A 20288-nucleotide genomic window follows, 5' to 3' on the forward strand; every position below is an offset into this window, starting at 1 on the left:
TTAACGCGGCGATCGGCGAGTAGCCAGCGCCTCGCGATCACTGATTCTTCATCAGCGTTTCGATGGCCGATTTCGACGAATCGACCACACCCATCTTCGCTTCGAGATCGAGCTGCGTGCTGGCGAGTTCGAGCGTCATGCGGATCGTGCCCGCGCTCATCTCGTTCATCGACAGCGTGGGCGCTTGCTGGGCGAGTTGCAGCGCGTCGTTGACGGTCTGCTGCAACTCGGCGTCCTGCGCGGCGACGAGCTTCGACGCCACCGCCGTGCCGTCGCTTTCCGGCGCGGCGGGCGCGCTCATGGGCGACTGCTGCATCATCGACTGGAACTTGTCGGCGAGCGCCTGCGGGGTGCCGCCCGCGCCGCCCGTTGACGACGCGCCGTCCGCCATCTGTTCGAGCGAGGCCTGCATGGCCTGACTGGCCTGACTGGTCGGATCTATGCTCATCTGCTGCTCCGTGGAACTGGGCTGCCGCGCACGCGGACGAATCAGGCGCGCAGGAAAGACGTTTCGAACGCGGGCGCTTGTGCAGATGGTTGCGACGCAGATTGCGATGTCGATTGCGACGCCGCTGCGTGCGCAGGCTCCGCATCGATTTCATCGCTGAACGTCGCGAGTTCGTCCACGGACGCGGGCGTGACGAACTGCCCGCCCGAGCGCTTCGTGCGAATCGCGTTGATGAGGTCGTCGCGCGCCTCCAGCGCACGCACCAGATGCTGCGTATCGCGCGAGGGATTCAGCGCCATCGCCTGCGCGGCTTCCTGCTTCCAGTCGGGATCGCCCTTCGCGGAGAGGCAGAACGCCAGCAGCGCGCGCGCATAACCGAAGCGCGGCGCGTTCTCGCCGACCTGACGCAGCACGTGAATCGCATCGTCCCAGTGACCGCGCACCATGTGCAGAATGCCTTCGAGCGTGTCGATTTCAGTGACGCGCGGACGCAGCACGCGCAGCGCGTCGAGCACGAGTTCGATGTCGTAGGGATCGGCCTGGACTTTCGGGAAGTCGCCGAGCAGCGCGGTCGAAACGGTTTCGATCAGGCCGCCGACCACGTCGGGGCTGCAGTTCAGATATTCCGGCGTGCTCGCGGACATGGCGTGTTGCTCCTGGTTGGGCGGGCGTGCCGTGGGGCGCGGCCCGGGTCGGGAAACATGGGCGCCGTGCGGCCGGCGCTCGATGTGGGCACATTAGCAACGGGTTGCGGGCAGGCCCGCGCGGCAGGCGAAGATGGGACCGGGGATGCGAAGCGGCTGGATGGCGGGGCGGGGCTGCTGCGATCAGCGGATCGACTTCGAGCGACATACCGCCATTCATCGTTGACGAAAACGGCGCGCCCGATTCGCACCACGCGCAACGCCTTCGCACCGCGTGCCGCGTCTGGCGAGCGCCAAGGCTATCGTCACCCCACCCGCGCCCTGGCGCCGAATCACGATCCTGCCGCCGTATGAGCGAAGAAAAGACCGAACAACCCACCGCGAAAAAACTCAAGGACGCGCGCAAGGAAGGCCAGGTCTCGCGCAGCAGCGACCTCACCGACGCCATTTCGATGGCGGCCGTCGTCGTGCTGCTCGCGGCCAGCGCGAGCCAGCTCAGCGACATCTTCCGCGCGGTGATGACGCTCGCGCTCGACTTCGTGCACGGCGATCACTCGATCGTGAACATGCAGACCCAGCTCTACACGATCGGCGGCCTCGCGCTCAAGGCGAGCGTGCCGATTGCGTGCGCGGCGGCACTGGCGGCGGTCGCGGCGGGCATCGGCCAGGTCGGCCTGCAGATCGCGACCAAGCCGGTCACGCCGAACCTCAACGCCGTCAGCCCGGGCGCGGGTCTCAAGCGCATCTTCTCGATCCGCACCGTGATCGAGTCCGTAAAAATGGTGGTGAAAGCGGCCATCATCTTCGCCGTGATGTGGATGACCATCAAGTGGCTCTTTCCGCTCATCGTCGGTTCGCTGTATCAACCGCTGCCGGGCCTCACGCGCATGTTCTGGGACATGCTGCTCAAGTTGCTGATGGTCGCGTCCGCCGTGTTCGTGCTGATCGGCGCCGCCGACGTCAAGCTTCAGCAATTCATGTTTCTCAAGAAGATGAAGATGTCGAAGGACGAGGTCAAACGCGAGCACAAGAATCAGGAAGGCGATCCGCGTATCAAGGGCGAGCGCCGACGCCTCGCGCGCGAGATTCTGAACTCGCCGCCGCCGACCGCGAAGGTCGGGCTCGCGAACATGATGGTCGTGAATCCCACGCACTACGCCGTGGCTGTGCGCTACGCGCCCGCCGAACATCCGCTGCCGCGCGTGATCGCCAAGGGCATGGACGACCAGGCCATGTTGCTGCGCCGCGCCGCGCATGAAAGCGGCGTGCCGATCGTCGGCAATCCGCCCGTCGCGCGCGCGCTCTACAAGATCGGCGTGGACGAGCCCATTCCCGAGGAACTGTTCGAAACCGTCGCCGCCATCCTGCGCTGGGTGGACGCCATCGGCGCGCGCAAGGACGCGCCCGCGTCCGATCGCGACGCCACGCCACTGCACTGATCCGCTGCACTGATCCCGAGTCAAAACGCCGCCCGGAGCCCGCCGCCATCATGTTCAAATCGCTCAGACTGCCCGCCGGTGGCGAAGTCGGCATCGTCGCGCTGATCGTCGCGATCATCTCGCTGATGATCCTGCCGCTGCCGCCCGCCGTGATCGACGTGCTGCTCGGCGTGAACATCACGATCAGCGTGACGCTGCTGATGGTGACGATCTATATTCCCGATGCGGTGTCGCTCTCCGCGTTTCCCTCGCTGCTGCTGTTCACCACGCTCTATCGTCTCTCGCTGAATATCGCGTCGACGAAATCGATTCTGCTGCACGCGGAAGCCGGTCATATCATCGAGAGCTTCGGCGAACTGGTGGTGGGCGGCAATCTGGTGGTCGGGCTCGTGGTGTTCGTCATCATCACGACGGTGCAGTTCATCGTGATCGCGAAGGGCTCGGAGCGCGTGGCGGAAGTGGGCGCGCGCTTCACGCTCGACGCGCTGCCCGGCAAGCAGATGAGCATCGACGCCGATCTGCGCGCGAACCTGCTGACCGCCGAAGAAGCGAAGCGCAAGCGCGCGACGCTCGCTGTCGAAAGCCAGTTGCACGGCGGCATGGACGGCGCGATGAAGTTCGTCAAGGGCGACGCCATCGCCGGGCTCATCATCACGATGATCAACATCGTCGCGGGCATTGCGGTGGGCGTCGCGTATCACGGCATGAGCGCGGGCGAAGCAGCGAACCGCTTTTCGGTACTCTCGGTCGGCGACGCAATGGTCTCGCAGATTCCTTCGCTGCTGCTCTCGGTCGCGGCCGGCGTGATGATCACGCGCGTGGCCGACGAGCGCCAGACGAAGCAAAGCTCGCTCGGCGACGAGATCGGGCGGCAGCTCGGTTCGAGTTCGCGCGCGCTCTATTTCGCCGCAGTGCTGCTGCTCGGCTTCGCCGCCGTGCCCGGTTTTCCCGCGGCGCTCTTCGTGCTGCTCGCGGGCACGCTCGCCTTCACGGCGTGGCGGCTCTCGCGCAAGGAGCCGCAAAAACAGGAGCACGAGCGCGAGGCGCTGCATGCGATGCAGCGTTCGGGTTCGAAGGTGGACGTGCCCGCCATCCTGTCGCGGCCGCCGCAATTCACCTGCCCGCTGGGCGTGCGTATCGCGCCCGATCTCGTCGCGCGGCTCGCCATGCCCGCGCTCGACAAATCGTTCGAAGCGGAACGCGCGCGCTTGCAGGAAGAACTGGGCTTGCCGTTTCCGGGCATCACGATGTGGTCGTATGCGGCGCTGCCCGCCTCCACCTGCGAGATCCTCGTGCACGACGTGCCGCAACTCACGCTGCAACTGCCCGCCGGACGCGTGATGCTGCCCGCGCTCGCCCAGCCCGCCGCCGATGCTTCGCCCGAAGACGCCAACGCCTGGGCCGCGCTCATCGAACGCTGCGAACCCGGCCCGCCGATCGACGCGAGCGGCACGCCCACGCACTGGCTCGAAGAGCGCGCCGTGCCCGCGAAGACGCCGGTATGGCGCGCGGAGCAAGTCATCGCACACGCGTCGGTTGCGCTGCTGCGCCGCCACGCGCCGCTTTTTCTGGGCATTCAGGAAGTGCAGTGGATGCTCGACCAGCTTGCCGCCGATTACCCCGGCCTCGTTTCCGAGGCGCAAAAGCGCTGCCGCCGCAACGCATGGCCGACGTGTTGCGCCGTCTGCTCGAGGAACAGATCTCGATCCGCAATGTCCGCTCGATCATGGAAAGCCTCATCACCTGGGGGCCCAAAGAGAAGGACATGCTGATGTTGACCGAGTACGTGCGCGGCGATCTCTCGCGCTTCATCGCGCATCGCGCCACGCGCGGCGCGCGCACGCTCTGCGCGGTGCTGTTCGACATGCCGGTCGAGCAGCACATCCGCCAGGCGATCAAGCAAACGCCCACCGGCAATTTCCTCGCGCTGCCGCCCGACGAAGCCACGCTGCTGATCGACCGCATTCAGTCGTTCGTCGGCACCGCGCCGCGCGACGGCGTGGCGCTCGTCACGTCGATGGATATTCGCCGCTACGTGCGCCGCATGATCGAGGCGCGGCTCGGCTGGCTCGCCGTGTACTCGTATCAGGAACTCGGCGAGCACGTCGAATTGCAGCCGCTCGGCCGCGTGTCGATCTGAGGCGCGCGACGTGACGTATATCGGCTCGCGCCATCTGCGCATCATTCCGGGCTCGGCGGATTCCAGCGACGCTCCGCACGACGCGAGCGCCGACGACTTCGACTACGCCGCGCTGCTCAAAGGCCGCCGCGCGTGGCGGCGTCCCGCGCGCGAGGCGCGCATGCGCGAAGCGGCATCGCAAGACGACAGCGCCGACGCAACGCGAGCAGCGCACGACGATGACGAGGACAATAACGCCCCCGCCGCGCCCACGCCCTTCGCCCACGCCGACGACTCCGCGCCCCACGGCGACACGCCCGATCGCGACGCCGACGCCGGCCTGACGAAGCAACGCAACGCGCTCGGCTCGCACATCGCGCACGCGGCGGCGCCCGCCGTCTCCGCCGTGCTGGTGCGTCAGCAGCGCGTGGTTGCGCTGCTCGCGGCGCTCGCGCGCCACATCGGCGCGTTCTGCGGCGACCCCGCGGTGGCTGAAGCGGGCAACTGGGAAGTCGAGTTGCCGATCGATCCCGCCGTGCTGCCGCACACCACGCTCTACCTCTCGCTTTCGCGTTTCCGGCTGCAGCTTCGTTTCGATACGCAGGCGCCGGAGTCCAGGCAATTACTCTTGGAGCACAGCGGTTTGCTCGAACGCGAACTGGACGCGATATTGCGCGCCTGGGGCGAACCCCGCGATATCGAACTCACATTCTGGTGACCTCACCGACGCATGAACGCGCCCTTCGCGGTACCCGCCACCGTCGATCTGACCGAAACCGGCTCGCCTCCGTCACGCACCCGTGCGTATGCACAGATCGAGGCGGCGCAGGTCGGCCCGCTGCCGTTGCCCGCGCTGAGCCGCGCGGACGCCCGCACCTCGCGCACGATCGGCGACGCGCGTTTCGCGCCGTTCGCGCGCGCGCAGCTCGGCGCGCAAACGATCGATGTGCGTGTGATCGATACCAATCGAACGCAGGCGCACGCGGCGGATTTCGCCGATCCCGCCATCGTCGAGATTGCATTGAGCGCGCGCGACAGCGCTGAATTCAAACCGGCTTCGTTGCGAATCGCACTGGATTTGCAGGCCTATCCTGCGCTCGCGATTGTTGCGGTTGTTGCGACCGGCGCGCGCTCCGACACGCCAGGCGCACACGGCGATGCCGCCGAACACGCGCTACGCGACGCCGTGGCCGGCGTACTGCTCGAACCGATGCTCACCCGCATCGGCGAAGTGCTGGCGTGCGATGCCCGCCTCGTATCGGTACGGCGCGCAACGTTGCAGGCGGACGTGCAGATCGCCCTGTCCTTCACGACGCCGATCGACACCGCAACCCCCACGCTACACACGCTGCGCATCGCGGCGTGCTCGCGCGCGCTCGATCTGATCGACGCCCGCCTGCGCGCGCCGGACACCCACCCGACATCCGGCGCACCGATACCCGACTTTCCCGCGCTCGCCTTACCCGGCAGCCTGATCGTCGGCATGAAACCGCTCGACGTGCAGACGCTGCGCTCGCTCGACGTCGGCGACGTGCTGCTGCGCGCGCTGTTTCCCTCGTGGACGGCAGCCACACTCGCAGCATCCGACACGCCGCAGCAGCTCGAAAGCCACCTCTACGACGAAGACGATGCGCCCGACGCGCCGCCCGCATCCTCCGCGCGTCCGCGCGCGCTGGCCGCGTGGGGTACGCCGGGGCTCGCGCGCCTGATCGCCGAAATTGCATTCGACGGGCCAGCGCCCGTCATCCTCAAGGAGCCGAACATGTCCGAAGAGCTTGACCCGGCGAACGCCGACGCCGGTCTCGCCGTCGATCAACCCGACAATCCGATCCACATCGGCGAGCTCGAACTGCCGGTGCAATTCGAAATCGACACCGTCGCGCTGCCGCTCGCGCAGCTTTCCACGCTCGGTCCGGGCTATGTGGTCGAGTTGCCCGTGCCGGTCGCCGACGCGCGTCTGCGGCTCGTCGCGCACGGCCAGACCATCGGCTACGGCGAACTCGTCACTGTCGGCGAACACCTGGGAATCCGAATCATCCGCATGGCGCACCGGCATGGTCCAGTTCAGTGATATCACGGGGCTGCTGCTCGTCGTCGTCACGATCAGCCTGCTCCCGTTCGTGGCGATGGTGGTGACGTCCTACGCGAAGATCGTCGTGGTGCTCGGCCTGTTGCGCAACGCACTCGGCGTGCAGCAGGTGCCGCCGAACATGGTGCTCAACGGCATCGCCGTGCTCGTGTCGATCTACGTGATGGCGCCGATCGGCATGGAAGCGGCCAAATCGCTCGAAGGCCAGCAGCTCGCCTCGCAGCCCTCGCAGGCGCTGATCCAGGCGTTCGGCGCCGCGCGCGAACCGTTCCGCGCGTTTCTGATCAAGCACGCGAAGGAGCGCGAAAAGCGCTTCTTCCTGCGCTCGGCGAGCGTCGTGTGGCCCAGGGAAGAAGCGCAATCGCTCAAGGAAAACGACCTGATCGTGCTCGCGCCCGCCTTCACGCTGAGCGAGCTGACCGACGCGTTCAAGATCGGCTTTCTGCTTTACATCGCCTTCATCGTGGTCGATCTCATCATCGCCAACGTGCTGCTTGCGATGGGTCTGAACCAGGTCACGCCGACCAACGTGGCGATCCCGTTCAAGCTGCTGCTGTTCGTGGTGATGGACGGCTGGTCGACGCTCATACACGGCCTCGTGATGACTTATCGCTGATGCCGCGCACGCAGTTTGCCGGAGAGATTATGGATACCGATACGCTGGTTCGTTTCACCACGCAGGGCATGTTGCTGTGCCTGACCGTCTCGCTGCCGCCCGTGATTGTCGCGGCGGTCGTGGGGCTGGGCGTGTCGTTTCTGCAGGCGATCACGTCGATGCAGGATCAGACGCTGTCGCACGCGGTCAAGCTCATCGCGGTGACGGTCACGATCGTCGTGGCGGCGCCGCTCTCGTGCGCGGCCGTGCTGCATTTCGCCAACGAAATCCTGCAGGCCGCCGTGCCGCTCTGATCCGCATGGAGCCACGATGAGCCGCATCTCGCACAATCCCGCGCACGACGCGGCGAGCGCCGGCGCGCAACGCGCCACCGACGCGCAGCAGCGCAGCGCCAACGCCCAGAACGCGCGTAACAGCGCGCAGTTCGCCGCGCTCTATCGCGGCGAAACCACCTTCACGTACGGCAGCGCGCCGCAATCGGGGCCGACGGTGAGTTCGCAGCGCGCGCGGCGCATGGCCGACTCGCTCGCGCGCAAGCGTCGCGCAGAAAAGCGTCAGCAGCGCAATCTGCGGCGCGGCGGCGATGACGAAGGCGCGGGCGAACGCGGCGGCGCGCATGGCGAACGGCTGCGCGTGACGCGTGACGGCGGCCAGCGCGGCGGCGGCGGCGGTCAATCGCAGGACGAGCGCGACGGCGATCACGACGCGTTGGCACTGCCTTCGGTCAAGCCGCGTCTCGCCGCGGCCATCCCGCCGCCCTCGGGGCGGCTCGAAGCGATCGCCGCGCGCTTCGGTCCCGGCGAGGAAGGCGCGCGCGCCGCCGCCGTGCGCGACGCGTGGGAAAGCGATCTGCTCGCGCTCCACAAACAGGTCGCGGCCAATCCGCAAACGGACGTCGGCGCGCTCGTGCATCAGCTCAAGATCGACTGGTTGCAGGTCGAGCAGCAGATCGGCGCGATGCCGCGCGGCGGCGGCATCGCGGCGCTGCGCGAGCGCGGTGGCACGCAGGCGGATCGTGCCGGACATTCCGCGGACACGCGGCCGTTGCTGCCCGAACGCGCGCGCCATTTCAATCTGCTCGTCGGCCTGCTGTGGAAAGACACGGACCTGCCTCACACGCGCGCACGCGGGGCGCGCGCGCTCGGTGCGCTGAACGCGCTGCGCAACGGCGTGCTGGGGCGCGCGGCCGCGGCACACGAACCGCAGGAGACGGCGCAAAACGCAAGCACTGACACAAGCGGCAACACCGCGCCGCCCGGCGCGTCGTCGATCTCCGCGTTCACGCGCGGCAGGGCGCGATGAACGTCGCTTCGCATCGCACGCGGCGCCTTCGCGTCGCGTCGGTGAGAAAGCTTGCGGACCGCCTAAATTAGCAACGATCCGGCCCGTCTTGCGCAGCCCGCGCGGACGTGCGGCCATCCCTCGAATCAGACGGTGCAAGCACGATGAAACTCCTGCGCATACTGACGGGCGTGCATGCAGGTGCGCAGCTTCAGCTCGCGCCAGGCACGCACCGCATCGGCGCCGACGACGACGCCGATATCCAGTTGAGCGACTGGCGCGGCACGAGCGCGCTGCTGCATGTCGATGCAACGGGCGTCGTCAGCGCGCAGCGTGAAAGCGGCGCGAGCGTCAGCGAGGAATCCGCACGCGACGACGCCGAAGTGGAAGCCGTTAAAGCGGCAAGCGAAGCGCCGCCGGAAACGGTGCTGCTGGTCGATTTCGTGCCGATGCAGTTCGACGAGATCGTGCTGTGCGTCGGCGCCGCCGACGCCGCGTGGCCCTCGGACCTCGACCTGCTTTCGATGTTGCTCACGCGGCCTGCCGAGGCGAAGTTCGCGGCCGCGCGCCGCAAGCAGCGCCGCTACATGGGCGCGGTCGCCGCCGTCTTCGTGCTGGGGCTCGTGGTGGCCGCCGCCTCGCTCGTCACGACCACGCAGATGAGCCGCGCCGCCGCGCCCGACAACGCCGGCGAGCGTGCGCAGCGCGTCAACGCGGCGCTGGCCTCCGCACAGGTGCGCGGACTCACGGCGCGCGCGCTCGGCAATACGGTGGTCGTGAGCGGCATGGTCGCGACTTCCGCCGACGACGACGCCGTGCGCGCGCTGCTCGATCGCGTCGCGCCAGGCGGTCTGTCGCGCAACTACGACGTGGCGCAGAACGACGCGCGCAGTATCGAGGACTCGCTCGGCATTGCGGGCGCGCATGTGCGTTACGACGGCGACGGCAATTTCGCCGTCACGGGCACGGTGGCCAGCAAGGCGGATCTGAGTGCGGCGCTGGAACGCGTGCGTGCCGACCTCGATTCGAACGTGAAGCATATTGCCGTCGATGTGGCGGAGTCGGGCGGATTCGGTTCGAACGCATCGAGTACCGCGTCGTACTCCGAAATGATTTCTTCCGACGACGTGCGCTACGCGCAAACGCCGGATGGCGTGAAGCACATTTATGCCGTCGACGTCCCCGATGCGAGCGCGGCGGATGCAGCGGCAACGCCCGCTTCGTCGGCGACCGCAACGGCATCGGAACCAACCAGCACGCAGGCGGCGCGCCCGCAAACTTCGTCGGTCGACGTCGCCACGGCCAGCCGCAGCGCGGAACACGTCGCGCAGCAAGTGACGCAAAGCGCGCCGCAATACGTGGCGTTACCCGATCCGTCGACGTTGCCCGGCGCCGCCACGTCCGCGCAAGCCCACTGAATCACACGTCAACACACTGGCGAACAGGAGAGCGACATGTACCAGCACCTCGAACCCTATGGCAGCGAGTTCAACGATCTGCAAAAGACGCTCGCCGATCCGGCGGCCGCTCCGCGCGTGGACGCGATCCGCGCCGCGCTCGAAGCCACCGCGCAGCAGATCAGCGAGACCCAGGTCGTCAATGAAGTCGACCGCAACAATCTCGCCAAGCTCTATCGCGGCTTTATCGCCGCGTCGCGCGTGATCGCGCGTCTGCAGGAAAAGCAGGCGCTCGCGCGCGGCTGATATCGATACGCGTCATACGTCTATTGCCGGCGCGGCGCTCGCCGCCGCGCCGGTCACCGGGCCAGTTCGCAAGCAGGCGCGTGCGCGCTTGCGAGGCGGCAATATCAGGCAGGGCCACGCCCTTTTTCAAGTTGTTCAATCGCAGTCAACGGAGGTCGATATGTCCGTAGGTTCGGCAGGTTCCATGATGCAAGGTCTCACCCAGGAAATGGACCAGATGACCATGATGTCCGCCCAGATGCAGGTGGAACAGAGCATGTACGCATCCGTTTCGAACGTCGCCAAGAGCGGCGCGAGCAATGTGAAGGACGCATCGCGCGGCGGCTAAACGCCCTGCGTGTGGCGCGCCGCTCTGTCCACGCCTGCGTGGCGGGCGGCGCGCCCTTCGCCACGTCACCCTTCTTTTTCCCGCGAGGACGATGAGCAGCGAACGCTATGCCAGCCTGGTCGCGGACCTGTGCGCGACGGTCGGTCTCGCCGACGTCGATCAGGTGCTGCGCACACGCACGATCGAGGTGGAAGGCTTCGACGTGCGGCTCGATTTTTTCGAGCGCGATCTCGACGCGATGTACGCGAATTTTCACTTCGGCACCGTGACGGCCGGGCGCACGCTCGTGGTGTTCCGGCTGATGCTCGAAGCCAATCTGCTGATTTACGCGCAGGACCAGGCGCAACTCGGCATCGACAGCGACACGGGCGGCATCGTGCTCGTGCTGCGTCTGCCATTTGAAACCGGCCTCGACGGCGAAGCGCTCGCCGACCTGCTCGCGCATTACGCCGATCATGGCCGCTACTGGCGGCAGAATATCGTCGAATCGAGCGATGAGATGTTCGAGGGCATCGCCTCGGGCGAGCTGTTCTGGCTCAGGGCGTAAGTGCGCGTCGTGCGCACTTCATCTGCGCACTGCGAATCGAACAGGATACCGAATTAAACAAGCGCGCCGCGCCGCGCCGCGACGCGCTTCAATCAAACCGGACGCGACGCTTCTTCGACGTTGTGCGCGCCGTTCTTGATGGTTTCGGCGATCGCCATTTCCGCCGACTGGATCGCCTGCATCACGCCGCCCGCGATCTGCATGCCCGCGCCCAGCACACCCGCCCCGCCGCTGACCAGCGGCGCCGCATCCTGCAACAAACTCGACGCCTTGCCGAACGCCGACTGCTGCGGCGCGAACGCCGGCGGCTGGCCATGCTGCACCGGCGCGACGGGCGCGCCATGCTGTCCGTTGGCGGCGGTGGCTGTGGGCGTCTGCGTGTGCGACGAACTCGCGTTGCCGGTCTGCGCGGTGTCGGGCTTCGCGGCGAACGACGCGCGCTTGCCTTTGCCCGCCGCCGCCTGGCCGCCCGTTTGCGCGCCGCTATTGAGCGCGGACAGCGTGGCGAGTTTCCCGTCTTCGGTTTGCGGCTGGGGCGTGCCCGGAAGTTTCGCGGGCGCGCCCGCTTCGTGCGCGGGCGTGGTATCCGGCAGCGGCGTGGTGCCGTGCGTACGGCCGATGGTGGGTGCATTCATCGCTGGGCGTCCTCCTCGATGCGATCGGTCGCGGGGCGACACGGCTGCACGTCACGCGCGCGAGCAAGCGCGGCGAGGCCCGCAGCCGGACGGATACGCTCGACCTTACAACGCTCGCACGCGCATCGCTGGCTCGGCGCGAACGCGTGTCGCGCGATGCGAAGCGCGCGACGCAAAGCGCGCGAAGCAAAGCGCAGCGATGCGGGCGATCGGCGCGGATCACAAGGTGCTTTGCTGCGCGCGCCGCGACGCTCCGGATCGCCGGATCGCCGGATCGCCGGATCTTCGCCACTTCGCGCCGTCGCGCGCGGCTTCGCGGAGCGGTCGCGCGCGCTGCCGCGATGCGCTCACACTCGCCCGGTGACTGACACGCCATCGCACTTCGGCCCATCCGATAGAACACGCGACGGCGCCCGCTTAGTCCACGACGAATCCACGACGAATCCACGACAAATTCACGACAAACTCACGACAGACCGGCACCGGGAGGCCCGCACCATGCGTTTCATTCCACTCGACCGCATCAACGCGCCGACGCTGCTCGTGCGCCCACTCACGCGCGCCGACGCGCCCGCGCTCTTCGACCAGATGCTCGGCGACGCCGACACCATGCGCGATCTGCCGCTCGCGCGCCACACGCGTCTCGACGATACGGCGGCCTTCATCGACGAAGCCTTGCGCGGCTGGCAGGACGGCACGCTGATCCGCTACGTGCTCGAATGCCAGCAGACGCAGCGGCTCACGGCGCTCATCGAACTGAAGCCTGCGCTGCCGCGCGTGGAGATCGGCGTGATGATCAGCCGCGACGGCGGCGCGCGACGGCGGCGCGCGGGCGTGCTCGCGCTTCAGCAACTGATCGACTGGCTCATGGAGCAACCTGGCGTCTACCGCGTGTTTGCCTGCTGCGCCGTCGACGGGCTCGCGCACAGCGCGATGGAGCGCCTCGGCTTCGTGCGCGAAGCGACGCTCGCGAACTACGAACCGCGCCCGAATCGCGGACTGCTCGCCGCCGACAGCTATCTCTACGCGCTCACGCGCGCCGCGCCCGTGCCGCCGCCCGCGCCCAATTCGGGCGTGGAATGGCTGCGCTCGACCATGCGCTGGGAACTGGCGGAAGCGTGAGCACGGCGCGCGCCATCCGGCATGCACGCACCGGCGCCGCCGGAATGAGCAAAATTGCACTCGCGAGGCATTTGTTCACAAATGCAGCGATAATGCAAACGTCTGACGAATAATGCAGCGTTTCAGCATGCGTTCCGCCATGGCGCAGCGCCACCGCGCTGCGAATTTTTCCCGAGACGCTTGCGATGTCCCTACCCCGGCTGACCGGTCAGGTCCTGGCCTTTTCCCGTTTCTGGCTCGCGCGCGACGCCGGTCTGCTGATCGCCGACGGCGCCGCGATCGACCTCGCCGCGCGCCCGTTCGCCGTGCTCGTGGCGCTGCTCGACGCCGATGGCCGCGTGGTGTCGGCGGCGGAACTGCGCGAGCTGGTCTGGAACGGCGCGCCCGTCGACGCCAACACCGTGCAGGCGCAGATTTCCGCGATCCGCCGCGCGCTCGACGAGGAGCGCGATCTGATCGTGACCGTGCCGGGGCGCGGCTATCGCTTCAGCGGCACGATCCGGCTGCTGGAGGCGCGTGCGGCGGCTTCGGGTGGCGAGTCTTCGTCGGCATCGGCATCGGCCTTCACGCGTAGCGATGATGCCGCGCAAGGCAACGCGCCCACGGCATCGACCGGCGCGGCCAGCGAATCCCGCGACGACGCCGGCCGCGCCAACCCCGACAGCCACGCCCCGGCCCCCGTCCCAGGTCATGAATTCGACCGGGCCTTCGCGCGCGCCGTCGAAGCCGACTTTGGCGCGCCGGGCGAGCGCATCGTCGATCAGACCGCACCGCGCGCCGCCGCGCCACGCGCCAAGCGGCTCTCGGCGACACGTCCCGCCGCGCCTGCCGTCGCCGCTACATCAGCCCACGCCGGCAGCCAACCGGGCGTCGCCCAGACGGCGTTGCCGGGCCACCACGAAGTGGATTTGCCCGCACCGTTGTCCGGGGCCGACACGGCCTCAGGCTCGGCATCGATGCCTGCATCGACGTCTGCGTTCGCCGCGTTCGGGCCGGCCGGCGTCGAGGCGGCGCTACGCGCCCAGTGCGGCGCGCCGCTCACGCCGTTCACGGGACGCCATGCGGAGCTATCCGAGTTGCTGGCCGTCGTGCCCGAGCGGCGCGTCGTCACGCTCACGGGCGCATCGGGAATCGGCAAGACGCGCCTCGCCGCCGAAGCGGCCAGCCGTCTGGGCTCGCATTTCCCCGATGGCGTGTTCTGGGCCGATCTCGCCTCGCTCTCGCAGCCCGAGCGCATCGCCCACGCGACCGGCGCGGCGCTCGGTCTCGCACCCGTGCCCGACTACGGTTCGCCCGCGGCGCTCGCAGCCCGCATCGGCGCGCGCCGCGTGCTGATCGTGATCGATCATTGCGACGGACTGGGCGAGGCCGCCGAGCTGACCATCGAAGCGCTGGTGGCCGGCGCGAGCGGACTGCACGTGCTCGTCACGGCGCAGACGCCGCTGTTCATCAGCGGGGAACTGCCGGTCGCCATCGCGCCGTTGCGCACGCCGCCTCATGGCACAGGCGTGCGCGAGACCGGCGCGGGCGCGCCGCTCGCCAGCCACGATGCGCTGCCCTTGCTGCTGGCGAAGCTCGGGCAACGGCTTGGTCAGTTGGCCGCTTATTCGCCAGTTCAATCGCGCACACAGCGCCCCACGCCTGCGATGCACGATCCGCAGACGCATCTGAGCGCGCTTCATGCCGCCGCTCAGGTGACGCAGACCGCATCACCGAATGATTCGGTCTACCTGGCATTGATGGCGGCGACACGCGTGTGTCAGCGCGTCGACGGCTTGCCGCTCGCGCTCGAACTGGCCGCGTCGGCCATCGCCGCGCGCACGCACGCATGCGCCTGCACGCCCGCCGTCAACACCGACCCAGACCCAGACCCAGACGCCAGCGCCAGCGCCGATGCCGCGCCACCGCTCTACGCCACGCTCGCCGCCTGCGCGCACGAACTCGACGCGCTCGTGACGCGCCGCGCGGGCGCTAGCCGCATCGCCTTGCCTCACGCGGAGATCGTGCGCGTGGTGCTGGAATGGTCGAGCGCCGCGCTCGACGAAACGGCGTCTGTCGCGCTGCGGCGTCTCGCGATATTCGCGGGCGCTTTTTCGCGCGCGGCGGCGCTCGAGTTACTGGGCGCGTTCGCGCTCCCCGACAACGACAAGCTCAATCTCGACGAGAACGCCGAAAGCAAGCCCGCCACGCTCGAACACGCGCTGCGCACGCTCGCCCATCTCGGTTTCATCAACGAAGCCGATGAAACCCCGGCGGCCAATTCCGTCGTCGCAACAGATTGCGCCCGCCTGCGCCTGCCGCCCGCGGTGCGGCGCTTCGCGCTCGAAGCGCTCGATCGTCATCGCGAAAGCCATGAGGCGAGCGCGCATCACGCGAACCATCTCGCCCGCATGCTCGCGCGGCGTGTGGCACTGCCCGTGCGCGAGCGAGGCAACGTGTCCGGCAACGCGTGCGGCAACCCCGGCGTCAACACGCAGATGCTGCGCCACGACATCGACAATCTGCGTGCCGCGCTCGACTGGGCGCTCGCGGCCAACAAGGTCGAACTGTGCGCGGAACTGCTCGATCAGGGCGCGCCGCTGTGGCCCGCGCTCGCGCTGACCGACGAGTACGTGGGCTGGATCCGCGCGGCGCTGGCGCGTGCCCAGGCCGCGCCCGTGCGTCTGATCCGCGACGAAATGCGCCTGCACGCCGCGCTCGCGCGCGCGTTGCCGCCCACTCACGCGAGCGCCGCCGAGATCGACGCGAACTGGTCCCGCGCCTACGCGCTCGCGACCGAATGCGCGGATACGCCGTATCGGCTCTACACGTTGTTCCGGCTCGTGATGAACGCGATCGATGCGGGCGACGTGACGCGCGCCGCGCCGCTCGTCACCGAATTCGGCGAGATCGCGGCGATTGCGCGGCATCCGGCGGCGCTCGTCAACGCGCACTGTCTCGAAGGCCTCGTGCACGCCTGGCACGGCGAATTCGAGTCCGCCATCGAGAAGCTCGCGCCGCTCGTCGATCATTACACGCCCGGCCGCCTCGCCTGCGCGGACGCCACGCCGGGGCAGGCGATCGCCGCGCTCAGCAAGCCCGCGTCGGGCGCGCTCACGCTCGCCGGGATCGACCACGAGACGCTGCTCGACGCCGAAGCGATGGCGCGCGGCTTCGGCCTCGCACTGCCGCTGGTGGCGAGCGCCGTGCTCGCGGTCGCGCGCTGGTTCGTCGGCGTGCCGTTGAGCGGCGCGCTCGACGTCTCCGACGACGACCCCGACCTGGCCGCACGCGGCGCCGCGTTCGCCATCGCCTGCGCGCTCGCCGTGCTCGACGGCGACACCGCGCGCGCCCAGTCGTGCTCGGCCGCGCTAATCGCCTGCGCGCGCGCGGGCGGACCGCGCCGCTGGCTGCGCGCAGGCCTCGACGTGCAACTCTGGCTCGACGCGCTCGCGGGCGACCGCGACGCCGCGCGCAGGCTGCTCGACGGCGTCGCGCGGCGGCTGGGCCGCGACCGCGTCTATCTGATCGATATCGCGTTCGTCGCGTCGCTGTTGCCGCGTCCACCGCTCGCCGACGATGCAGCGCTGGCCACGGCGCTCGGCGCCGCCGTGCGCATGGCGCTGCTGCGCGCCGAACGCGTCGGCGAACTCTGGCACGCGGCGGAGATGCAACGAATCGAGGCGGCGCTGCGCCTCGCGGCCGGCGAGTCCACGCAAAGCGTGCGCGCGCGGCTCGACGCGGCGCTCGCGCAGGCGCGGCGCTGCCATGCGCAGCGGGTCGCGCTGCGCATCACGGTCGACATCGAAACGCTCGACGTGCCGCGCGCGAGCGAACAGGTTCGGATTCGCTGACGGCGCTTCGCGTCGTGCTTCGGGGTGTCACAGTCGGTGCCTAACGTGGGTTGCATCGCGTCCCGCCGCCTGCCCACCGCACGCCCGACTCATGTCCGATCTCCACGCCCTCCCGCCGCCCCAGACGAACGCGACGCACGAAGCCGCCGGGCACGAGACCGCCGCGCTGACCGAGGCGCAACGTCAGGCGCAACGTCAGGCCCAACAGCAGGCGCAGGCGCAGGCGGAGCCGCAAGCCCAGCCGCAAGCACTCACCGAAGACTCGACGCTGGGCCGCTTCGCTCATGCGCTGTCGCGCACCGGTCAGCGTCTGCGCGCGGCGAAATTCGATATCAGCACCGCCGCCTGGCAGCGCAGTTCGCACGGCAAGCCGTTCGCGCCGACCGATTTCAAGGCCGAGGGCCAGCGCCTGCCCGAGCGGCCGGTGACGGCCTCGACCGTCGCCGCCACGCCGCTCGAAAACGGCGCGAAGACGGGCCGCGCGGCGCTGGCGAAAACGGCGGCGTCAAGCGCGCAGGCGTCCGCGCAAACGGCCCACCCTGTCGCCGCCACCGCCGCCGACCAGGGCGCGGGCCACGCGCTCGCGGACGCGATGGACGGCGGCCATGCGCTGCTCAGCTACGTGGCGCAACGTCTGCCCGGCCCGCGCGACGACGCCCAGGCCTCCGCGCGGCTCTCGCAGCGGCTGCACACGCTCGGCGCGCCCGCCGACGCCCCCGCCGCCACGCGCGGCGCGCTGCTCGCGCAGGCGCTGCACGGCGCGCACGTCGGCGACGCGCGGCAAGCGAACGACGTGCTCGACGCGCTCGGCGGACTCGACTTCACGCGCATGCAGTCGAGCGCGCCCGTCACGCCCGCGCAGAACCGCGCGTGGCATGTCGCGACGCTGCTCTCGCGCAGCGACGCGGGCTTCGAAGCGCTCGAACACTTGCGCGCGCAAGCGGGCGCCGCCGCGCCCGACGCTTCACAGGAAGCCGCGCAGCCGCCCACGCAGACAGCGTCGCAGCGCCTCGCCCAACGCATGATGCTGCAAACCGCCGATACGCTCGAACCCGCGATGAACGCCGCCACGCACGATGTCTCGCCCGCCGCCGTCGCCGCGCGCCACGCGCCCGCGCCCGGCGCATCGCTGAAGGACACGCCGCTCGCCTGGCGCGCGTACAACGCGGCATCGACGTTCTCGCGCTACGGCCGCCAGGCGCTCACCGACGACCAAAAAGGCGCGTTCTTCGCGTGGCGGCAGAACTTCCGCGAGGACGGTCCCGGCACCGAACTGTCGCGCGCCCGCGAGCGTCTGAACAAGTTCTCGGGCAAGACCATCGACCGCGCGGGCGACAGCCGCTGGAAAAGCTTTCTGCCGCGCCTGTTCGGCAAGCAGCGCTCGCCGCTCTCGGCACTGCGTTACGGCACCCAGGGCGTGCCGCGCAAGACCGTCGCCGACGAGCGGAAGGCGCTCAAGGAAGCGATGCAAGACGCGCTGCCGCCGCTCGTCGAGCGCCCCGAGATGCGCCCCGCCGCCGCGCTCGCGCACGCGCGGCCCGAACGTTCGATCGCCGAACTGGCGGCGCTGCACGTCTGGCTCGAAAGCGGCGGCTTCGCCAACGGCCGCCCGAACGCCGAGCAGCTCAGCGCCATCGCGCAACGCGCCGAAACCGTGGCCACGGAACTGACGCCGCGCGACGTGCCCTCGCCCGCCACGCTCGCGCGCGTGCGCGACGTCGCCCACCGCTGGGCCGCCGCCACGCCGCACGAACTCGCACGCAGCGCGCCGTTCAAATCGATCGCGCGCGGCCCGTTCGATCTCGAACGCCTCGCGTCGTGGGGCAAGGTCGCGCAGGTGCCCGCCGACTCGCCGTTCTGGGCGCAACTCGACGACCTGAAGCAGAAAGCCACGCCCGACGTCTCGACCGCCACGCCCGCCGATCCCAGGAGCGCCGACGATCTGCGCCAGTCGCTCAAGGACGTCGCCAACGGGTTGCAGTCGAGTTCGCGTCTGCGTCTGACCGATGGCGCGCGCCTCGGCGTGAGCACGCGCGGCCTGAGCGCGAACATCGGCAAGGTGCTGCATGCGGGCGCGGTGCCCGTCGCGCCGCGCCTCGATCTGCGCGCGTCGAAATCCCGCGAGGCCGTGGTCGAACTGAGCCGCGGCACGCAGGGCGTCGAGATGTTCCTCGGCACCACGAAAACCTCGGTGCGCCATGCGGGCGCGGGCGTGCTGGTGGGTTATGACTTCGACGTCGGCCTCACGCAGATGCGCGCGGGCCTGACCACGCAAGCGGTGCTGCATTCGCGCGAACTCTCGGAGCCGAGCGGCGTTTCGCTGCGCGTGGCGCGGCGCGTGAAAGACGACGGCACCGGTTACGACGACAACGCGATGCGCGAGAAACTCAGCGGCATCATCGATCATGTGTTCGACGAAACCACGCACGCGCACGCACCGGATTCGGGCGGTTCGCAAGGCACCTGGAACCGGCTCGCGCAGCGTTATTTCGACGACCCCGATGTGTCGGTGAGCTGGACCGACACGGTCGCGCGCACGGTCAAGCGCGGCGCGTCCGCCGACGTCGGCGTATCGGTCAAGCTGCCCGGCCCGGCTTCGTTCGCGCGCGTGGGCGCGACGGCCGGCGTCGGCTACGAACGCACCGCGAAACAGACGCTCGACTCGAAGGAAACCAGCGGACGCATGCAGATCGAGCAGCATCGCGTGGGCGCGGGCTCGCGATTGCTGGGACGCTTCGGCGCGAGCGTGAGCGCCACCGAAAACGTCGGCAAGGTGGGCGTCGGCTTCGCGTCGCTCGACGCGCCCTCGGGCACGCTGACTTTCGCCGACGACAGCCATCTCGCGAAGATCCAGCTCGTGCGCGAAGACGGCAAGCTGATGCACCGCGCCTGTCTGTTCGACACCGAGTATTCGAGCGCGCACACCTACACGCAGGCGATCGACGCGAGCCGCGAGCAATGGATCGATCTGTTTGCCGAACAGATTGCCGATGAGCAGCACACGCGGCGTCAAGCCGATCCCGACGTGCAGCTACGACCGCCGCGCGAACTCGCGGCCGAACGGCTCGATCAGCATCTGGGCGACGTGAAGGCCAATCGCCGGCCCAATCAGACTTACTTCCACCGCTATCGTTTGCGTCGCGACGCCGCGTCCCGGCTCGATACGGTCGCGGCCGTCAAATTGCAGTTGCCCGCAGACGCGCACGCGGAGCACGCGCAACTCGACGCGAAGTCGGCACGCATTCTCCAGGACCCTGCATCATGGATGCCCGCCGAATTGAAGGTGAAAGAACGCACCACCGTCACGCGCAGCCCCGGCCTGAATTTCATGGTGCAGATGAACACGCAGACGAGCGCGACCGGCGACCGCGAACTGTTCGCGCAGACCGTTCCGTTCGGCTTGCTCGAACGAGTCGATCAGCGCGCGCGACCGGACCCGAACGCGCCCGCGAATCAAACGGGCAACGGATGACGATGGCGCACG

General features: G+C 68.9%; 16 protein-coding genes and 1 pseudogene. 14 read left to right on the forward strand and 3 right to left on the reverse strand.

The genetic code is table 11. The annotated features are described in order from the left end of the window. Positions 1-37: 37 nt before the first annotated feature. The gene (locus G5S35_RS25625; RefSeq protein WP_074982090.1) at positions 38-448 is read right to left on the reverse strand and encodes a type III secretion protein HrpB2; all 411 of its coding nucleotides are present in this window, start codon (positions 446-448) and stop codon (positions 38-40) included. Between the two features lie 41 nt (positions 449-489). After that, complete coding sequence (locus tag G5S35_RS25630) at positions 490-1092, reverse strand: HrpB1 family type III secretion system apparatus protein (protein ID WP_183039898.1); 603 nt, start codon at positions 1090-1092, stop codon at positions 490-492. Between the two features lie 350 nt (positions 1093-1442). Between G5S35_RS25630 and sctU the strand changes: the two genes are divergently transcribed. The 11 genes and pseudogenes from sctU to G5S35_RS25685 all read left to right on the forward strand — a co-directional run bounded on the left by sctU (position 1443) and on the right by G5S35_RS25685 (position 11214). Beyond that, positions 1443-2531 carry a type III secretion system export apparatus subunit SctU gene (gene sctU / locus G5S35_RS25635; RefSeq protein ID WP_065060782.1) on the forward strand — a complete coding sequence of 363 codons (1089 nt, stop codon included), beginning with the start codon at positions 1443-1445 and terminating at the stop codon, positions 2529-2531. 50 nt (positions 2532-2581) lie between these two features. Next, positions 2582-4671 (forward strand): annotated as a pseudogene (gene sctV / locus G5S35_RS25640) (type III secretion system export apparatus subunit SctV). Between the two features lie 10 nt (positions 4672-4681). After that, positions 4682-5368 (forward strand): type III secretion system protein SctP, encoded by a 687-nt coding sequence (gene sctP, locus G5S35_RS25645; protein WP_183039899.1) that lies wholly within the window; start codon positions 4682-4684, stop codon positions 5366-5368. 12 nt (positions 5369-5380) lie between these two features. Then, positions 5381-6721 carry a type III secretion system cytoplasmic ring protein SctQ gene (gene sctQ, locus G5S35_RS25650; protein WP_183039900.1) on the forward strand — a complete coding sequence of 447 codons (1341 nt, stop codon included), beginning with the start codon at positions 5381-5383 and terminating at the stop codon, positions 6719-6721. Next, positions 6705-7355 carry a type III secretion system export apparatus subunit SctR gene (gene sctR / locus G5S35_RS25655; protein WP_065060785.1) on the forward strand — a complete coding sequence of 217 codons (651 nt, stop codon included), beginning with the start codon at positions 6705-6707 and terminating at the stop codon, positions 7353-7355. Before sctQ ends, sctR begins: the two co-directional genes overlap by 17 nt. 29 nt (positions 7356-7384) lie before the next feature. Next, positions 7385-7648 carry a type III secretion system export apparatus subunit SctS gene (sctS, locus tag G5S35_RS25660; protein ID WP_065061009.1) on the forward strand — a complete coding sequence of 88 codons (264 nt, stop codon included), beginning with the start codon at positions 7385-7387 and terminating at the stop codon, positions 7646-7648. A 16-nt stretch (positions 7649-7664) separates the two neighbouring features. Beyond that, entirely contained in the window at positions 7665-8657 is a 993-nt protein-coding gene (locus tag G5S35_RS25665; RefSeq protein WP_183039901.1) for a hypothetical protein, read from the forward strand. A gap of 143 nt (positions 8658-8800) precedes the next feature. Further along, a complete protein-coding gene (hrpD5, locus tag G5S35_RS25670) occupies positions 8801-10054 on the forward strand; it encodes an HrpD5 family protein (protein ID WP_183039902.1) in 1254 nt (417 codons plus the stop codon). Between the two features lie 36 nt (positions 10055-10090). Beyond that, positions 10091-10339 (forward strand): type III secretion protein, encoded by a 249-nt coding sequence (locus G5S35_RS25675; RefSeq protein ID WP_065060788.1) that lies wholly within the window; start codon positions 10091-10093, stop codon positions 10337-10339. Between the two features lie 160 nt (positions 10340-10499). Continuing rightward, positions 10500-10667, forward strand: coding sequence for a hypothetical protein (locus G5S35_RS25680; protein WP_156773769.1), 168 nt, complete (start codon positions 10500-10502; stop codon positions 10665-10667). A 91-nt stretch (positions 10668-10758) separates the two neighbouring features. After that, positions 10759-11214 carry a CesT family type III secretion system chaperone gene (locus G5S35_RS25685; protein ID WP_065060789.1) on the forward strand — a complete coding sequence of 152 codons (456 nt, stop codon included), beginning with the start codon at positions 10759-10761 and terminating at the stop codon, positions 11212-11214. A 92-nt stretch (positions 11215-11306) separates the two neighbouring features. On the opposite strand, the gene G5S35_RS25690 is transcribed toward G5S35_RS25685, so the two are convergent. Then, positions 11307-11849, reverse strand: coding sequence for a hypothetical protein (locus G5S35_RS25690; protein ID WP_065060790.1), 543 nt, complete (start codon positions 11847-11849; stop codon positions 11307-11309). Between the two features lie 498 nt (positions 11850-12347). On the opposite strand from G5S35_RS25690, the gene G5S35_RS25695 reads away from it, so the two are divergent. The 3 genes from G5S35_RS25695 to G5S35_RS25705 all read left to right on the forward strand — a co-directional run bounded on the left by G5S35_RS25695 (position 12348) and on the right by G5S35_RS25705 (position 20276). Continuing rightward, entirely contained in the window at positions 12348-12971 is a 624-nt protein-coding gene (locus tag G5S35_RS25695; protein WP_074982079.1) for a GNAT family N-acetyltransferase, read from the forward strand. Positions 12972-13156: 185 nt separating this feature from the next. Further along, on the forward strand, positions 13157-16804 hold the full coding sequence (locus G5S35_RS39565) for an ATP-binding protein (protein WP_237181699.1): 3648 nt from the start codon (positions 13157-13159) through the stop codon (positions 16802-16804). Between the two features lie 91 nt (positions 16805-16895). Next, a complete protein-coding gene (locus tag G5S35_RS25705; protein ID WP_183039903.1) occupies positions 16896-20276 on the forward strand; it encodes an autotransporter in 3381 nt (1126 codons plus the stop codon). Positions 20277-20288: the final 12 nt, after the last annotated feature.

The organism is Paraburkholderia tropica, assembly GCF_014171495.1.
GTDB lineage: Bacteria > Pseudomonadota > Gammaproteobacteria > Burkholderiales > Burkholderiaceae > Paraburkholderia > Paraburkholderia tropica.

What these genes read in the sequence shown, in the direction of transcription:
- G5S35_RS25705 (WP_183039903.1), top strand. Translation starts at nt 16,896, where the DNA reads ATGTCCGATCTCCACGCCCTCCCGCCGCCCCAGACGAACGCGACGCAC.
- G5S35_RS25690 (WP_065060790.1), bottom strand. Translation starts at nt 11,849, where the DNA reads ATGAATGCACCCACCATCGGCCGTACGCACGGCACCACGCCGCTGCCG.
- G5S35_RS25695 (WP_074982079.1), top strand. Translation starts at nt 12,348, where the DNA reads ATGCGTTTCATTCCACTCGACCGCATCAACGCGCCGACGCTGCTCGTG.
- G5S35_RS25665 (WP_183039901.1), top strand. Translation starts at nt 7,665, where the DNA reads ATGAGCCGCATCTCGCACAATCCCGCGCACGACGCGGCGAGCGCCGGC.
- sctU (WP_065060782.1), top strand. Translation starts at nt 1,443, where the DNA reads ATGAGCGAAGAAAAGACCGAACAACCCACCGCGAAAAAACTCAAGGAC.
- G5S35_RS25685 (WP_065060789.1), top strand. Translation starts at nt 10,759, where the DNA reads ATGAGCAGCGAACGCTATGCCAGCCTGGTCGCGGACCTGTGCGCGACG.
- G5S35_RS25680 (WP_156773769.1), top strand. Translation starts at nt 10,500, where the DNA reads ATGTCCGTAGGTTCGGCAGGTTCCATGATGCAAGGTCTCACCCAGGAA.
- sctR (WP_065060785.1), top strand. Translation starts at nt 6,705, where the DNA reads ATGGTCCAGTTCAGTGATATCACGGGGCTGCTGCTCGTCGTCGTCACG.
- G5S35_RS39565 (WP_237181699.1), top strand. Translation starts at nt 13,157, where the DNA reads ATGTCCCTACCCCGGCTGACCGGTCAGGTCCTGGCCTTTTCCCGTTTC.
- sctS (WP_065061009.1), top strand. Translation starts at nt 7,385, where the DNA reads ATGGATACCGATACGCTGGTTCGTTTCACCACGCAGGGCATGTTGCTG.
- sctQ (WP_183039900.1), top strand. Translation starts at nt 5,381, where the DNA reads ATGAACGCGCCCTTCGCGGTACCCGCCACCGTCGATCTGACCGAAACC.
- G5S35_RS25630 (WP_183039898.1), bottom strand. Translation starts at nt 1,092, where the DNA reads ATGTCCGCGAGCACGCCGGAATATCTGAACTGCAGCCCCGACGTGGTC.
- G5S35_RS25675 (WP_065060788.1), top strand. Translation starts at nt 10,091, where the DNA reads ATGTACCAGCACCTCGAACCCTATGGCAGCGAGTTCAACGATCTGCAA.
- G5S35_RS25625 (WP_074982090.1), bottom strand. Translation starts at nt 448, where the DNA reads ATGAGCATAGATCCGACCAGTCAGGCCAGTCAGGCCATGCAGGCCTCG.
- hrpD5 (WP_183039902.1), top strand. Translation starts at nt 8,801, where the DNA reads ATGAAACTCCTGCGCATACTGACGGGCGTGCATGCAGGTGCGCAGCTT.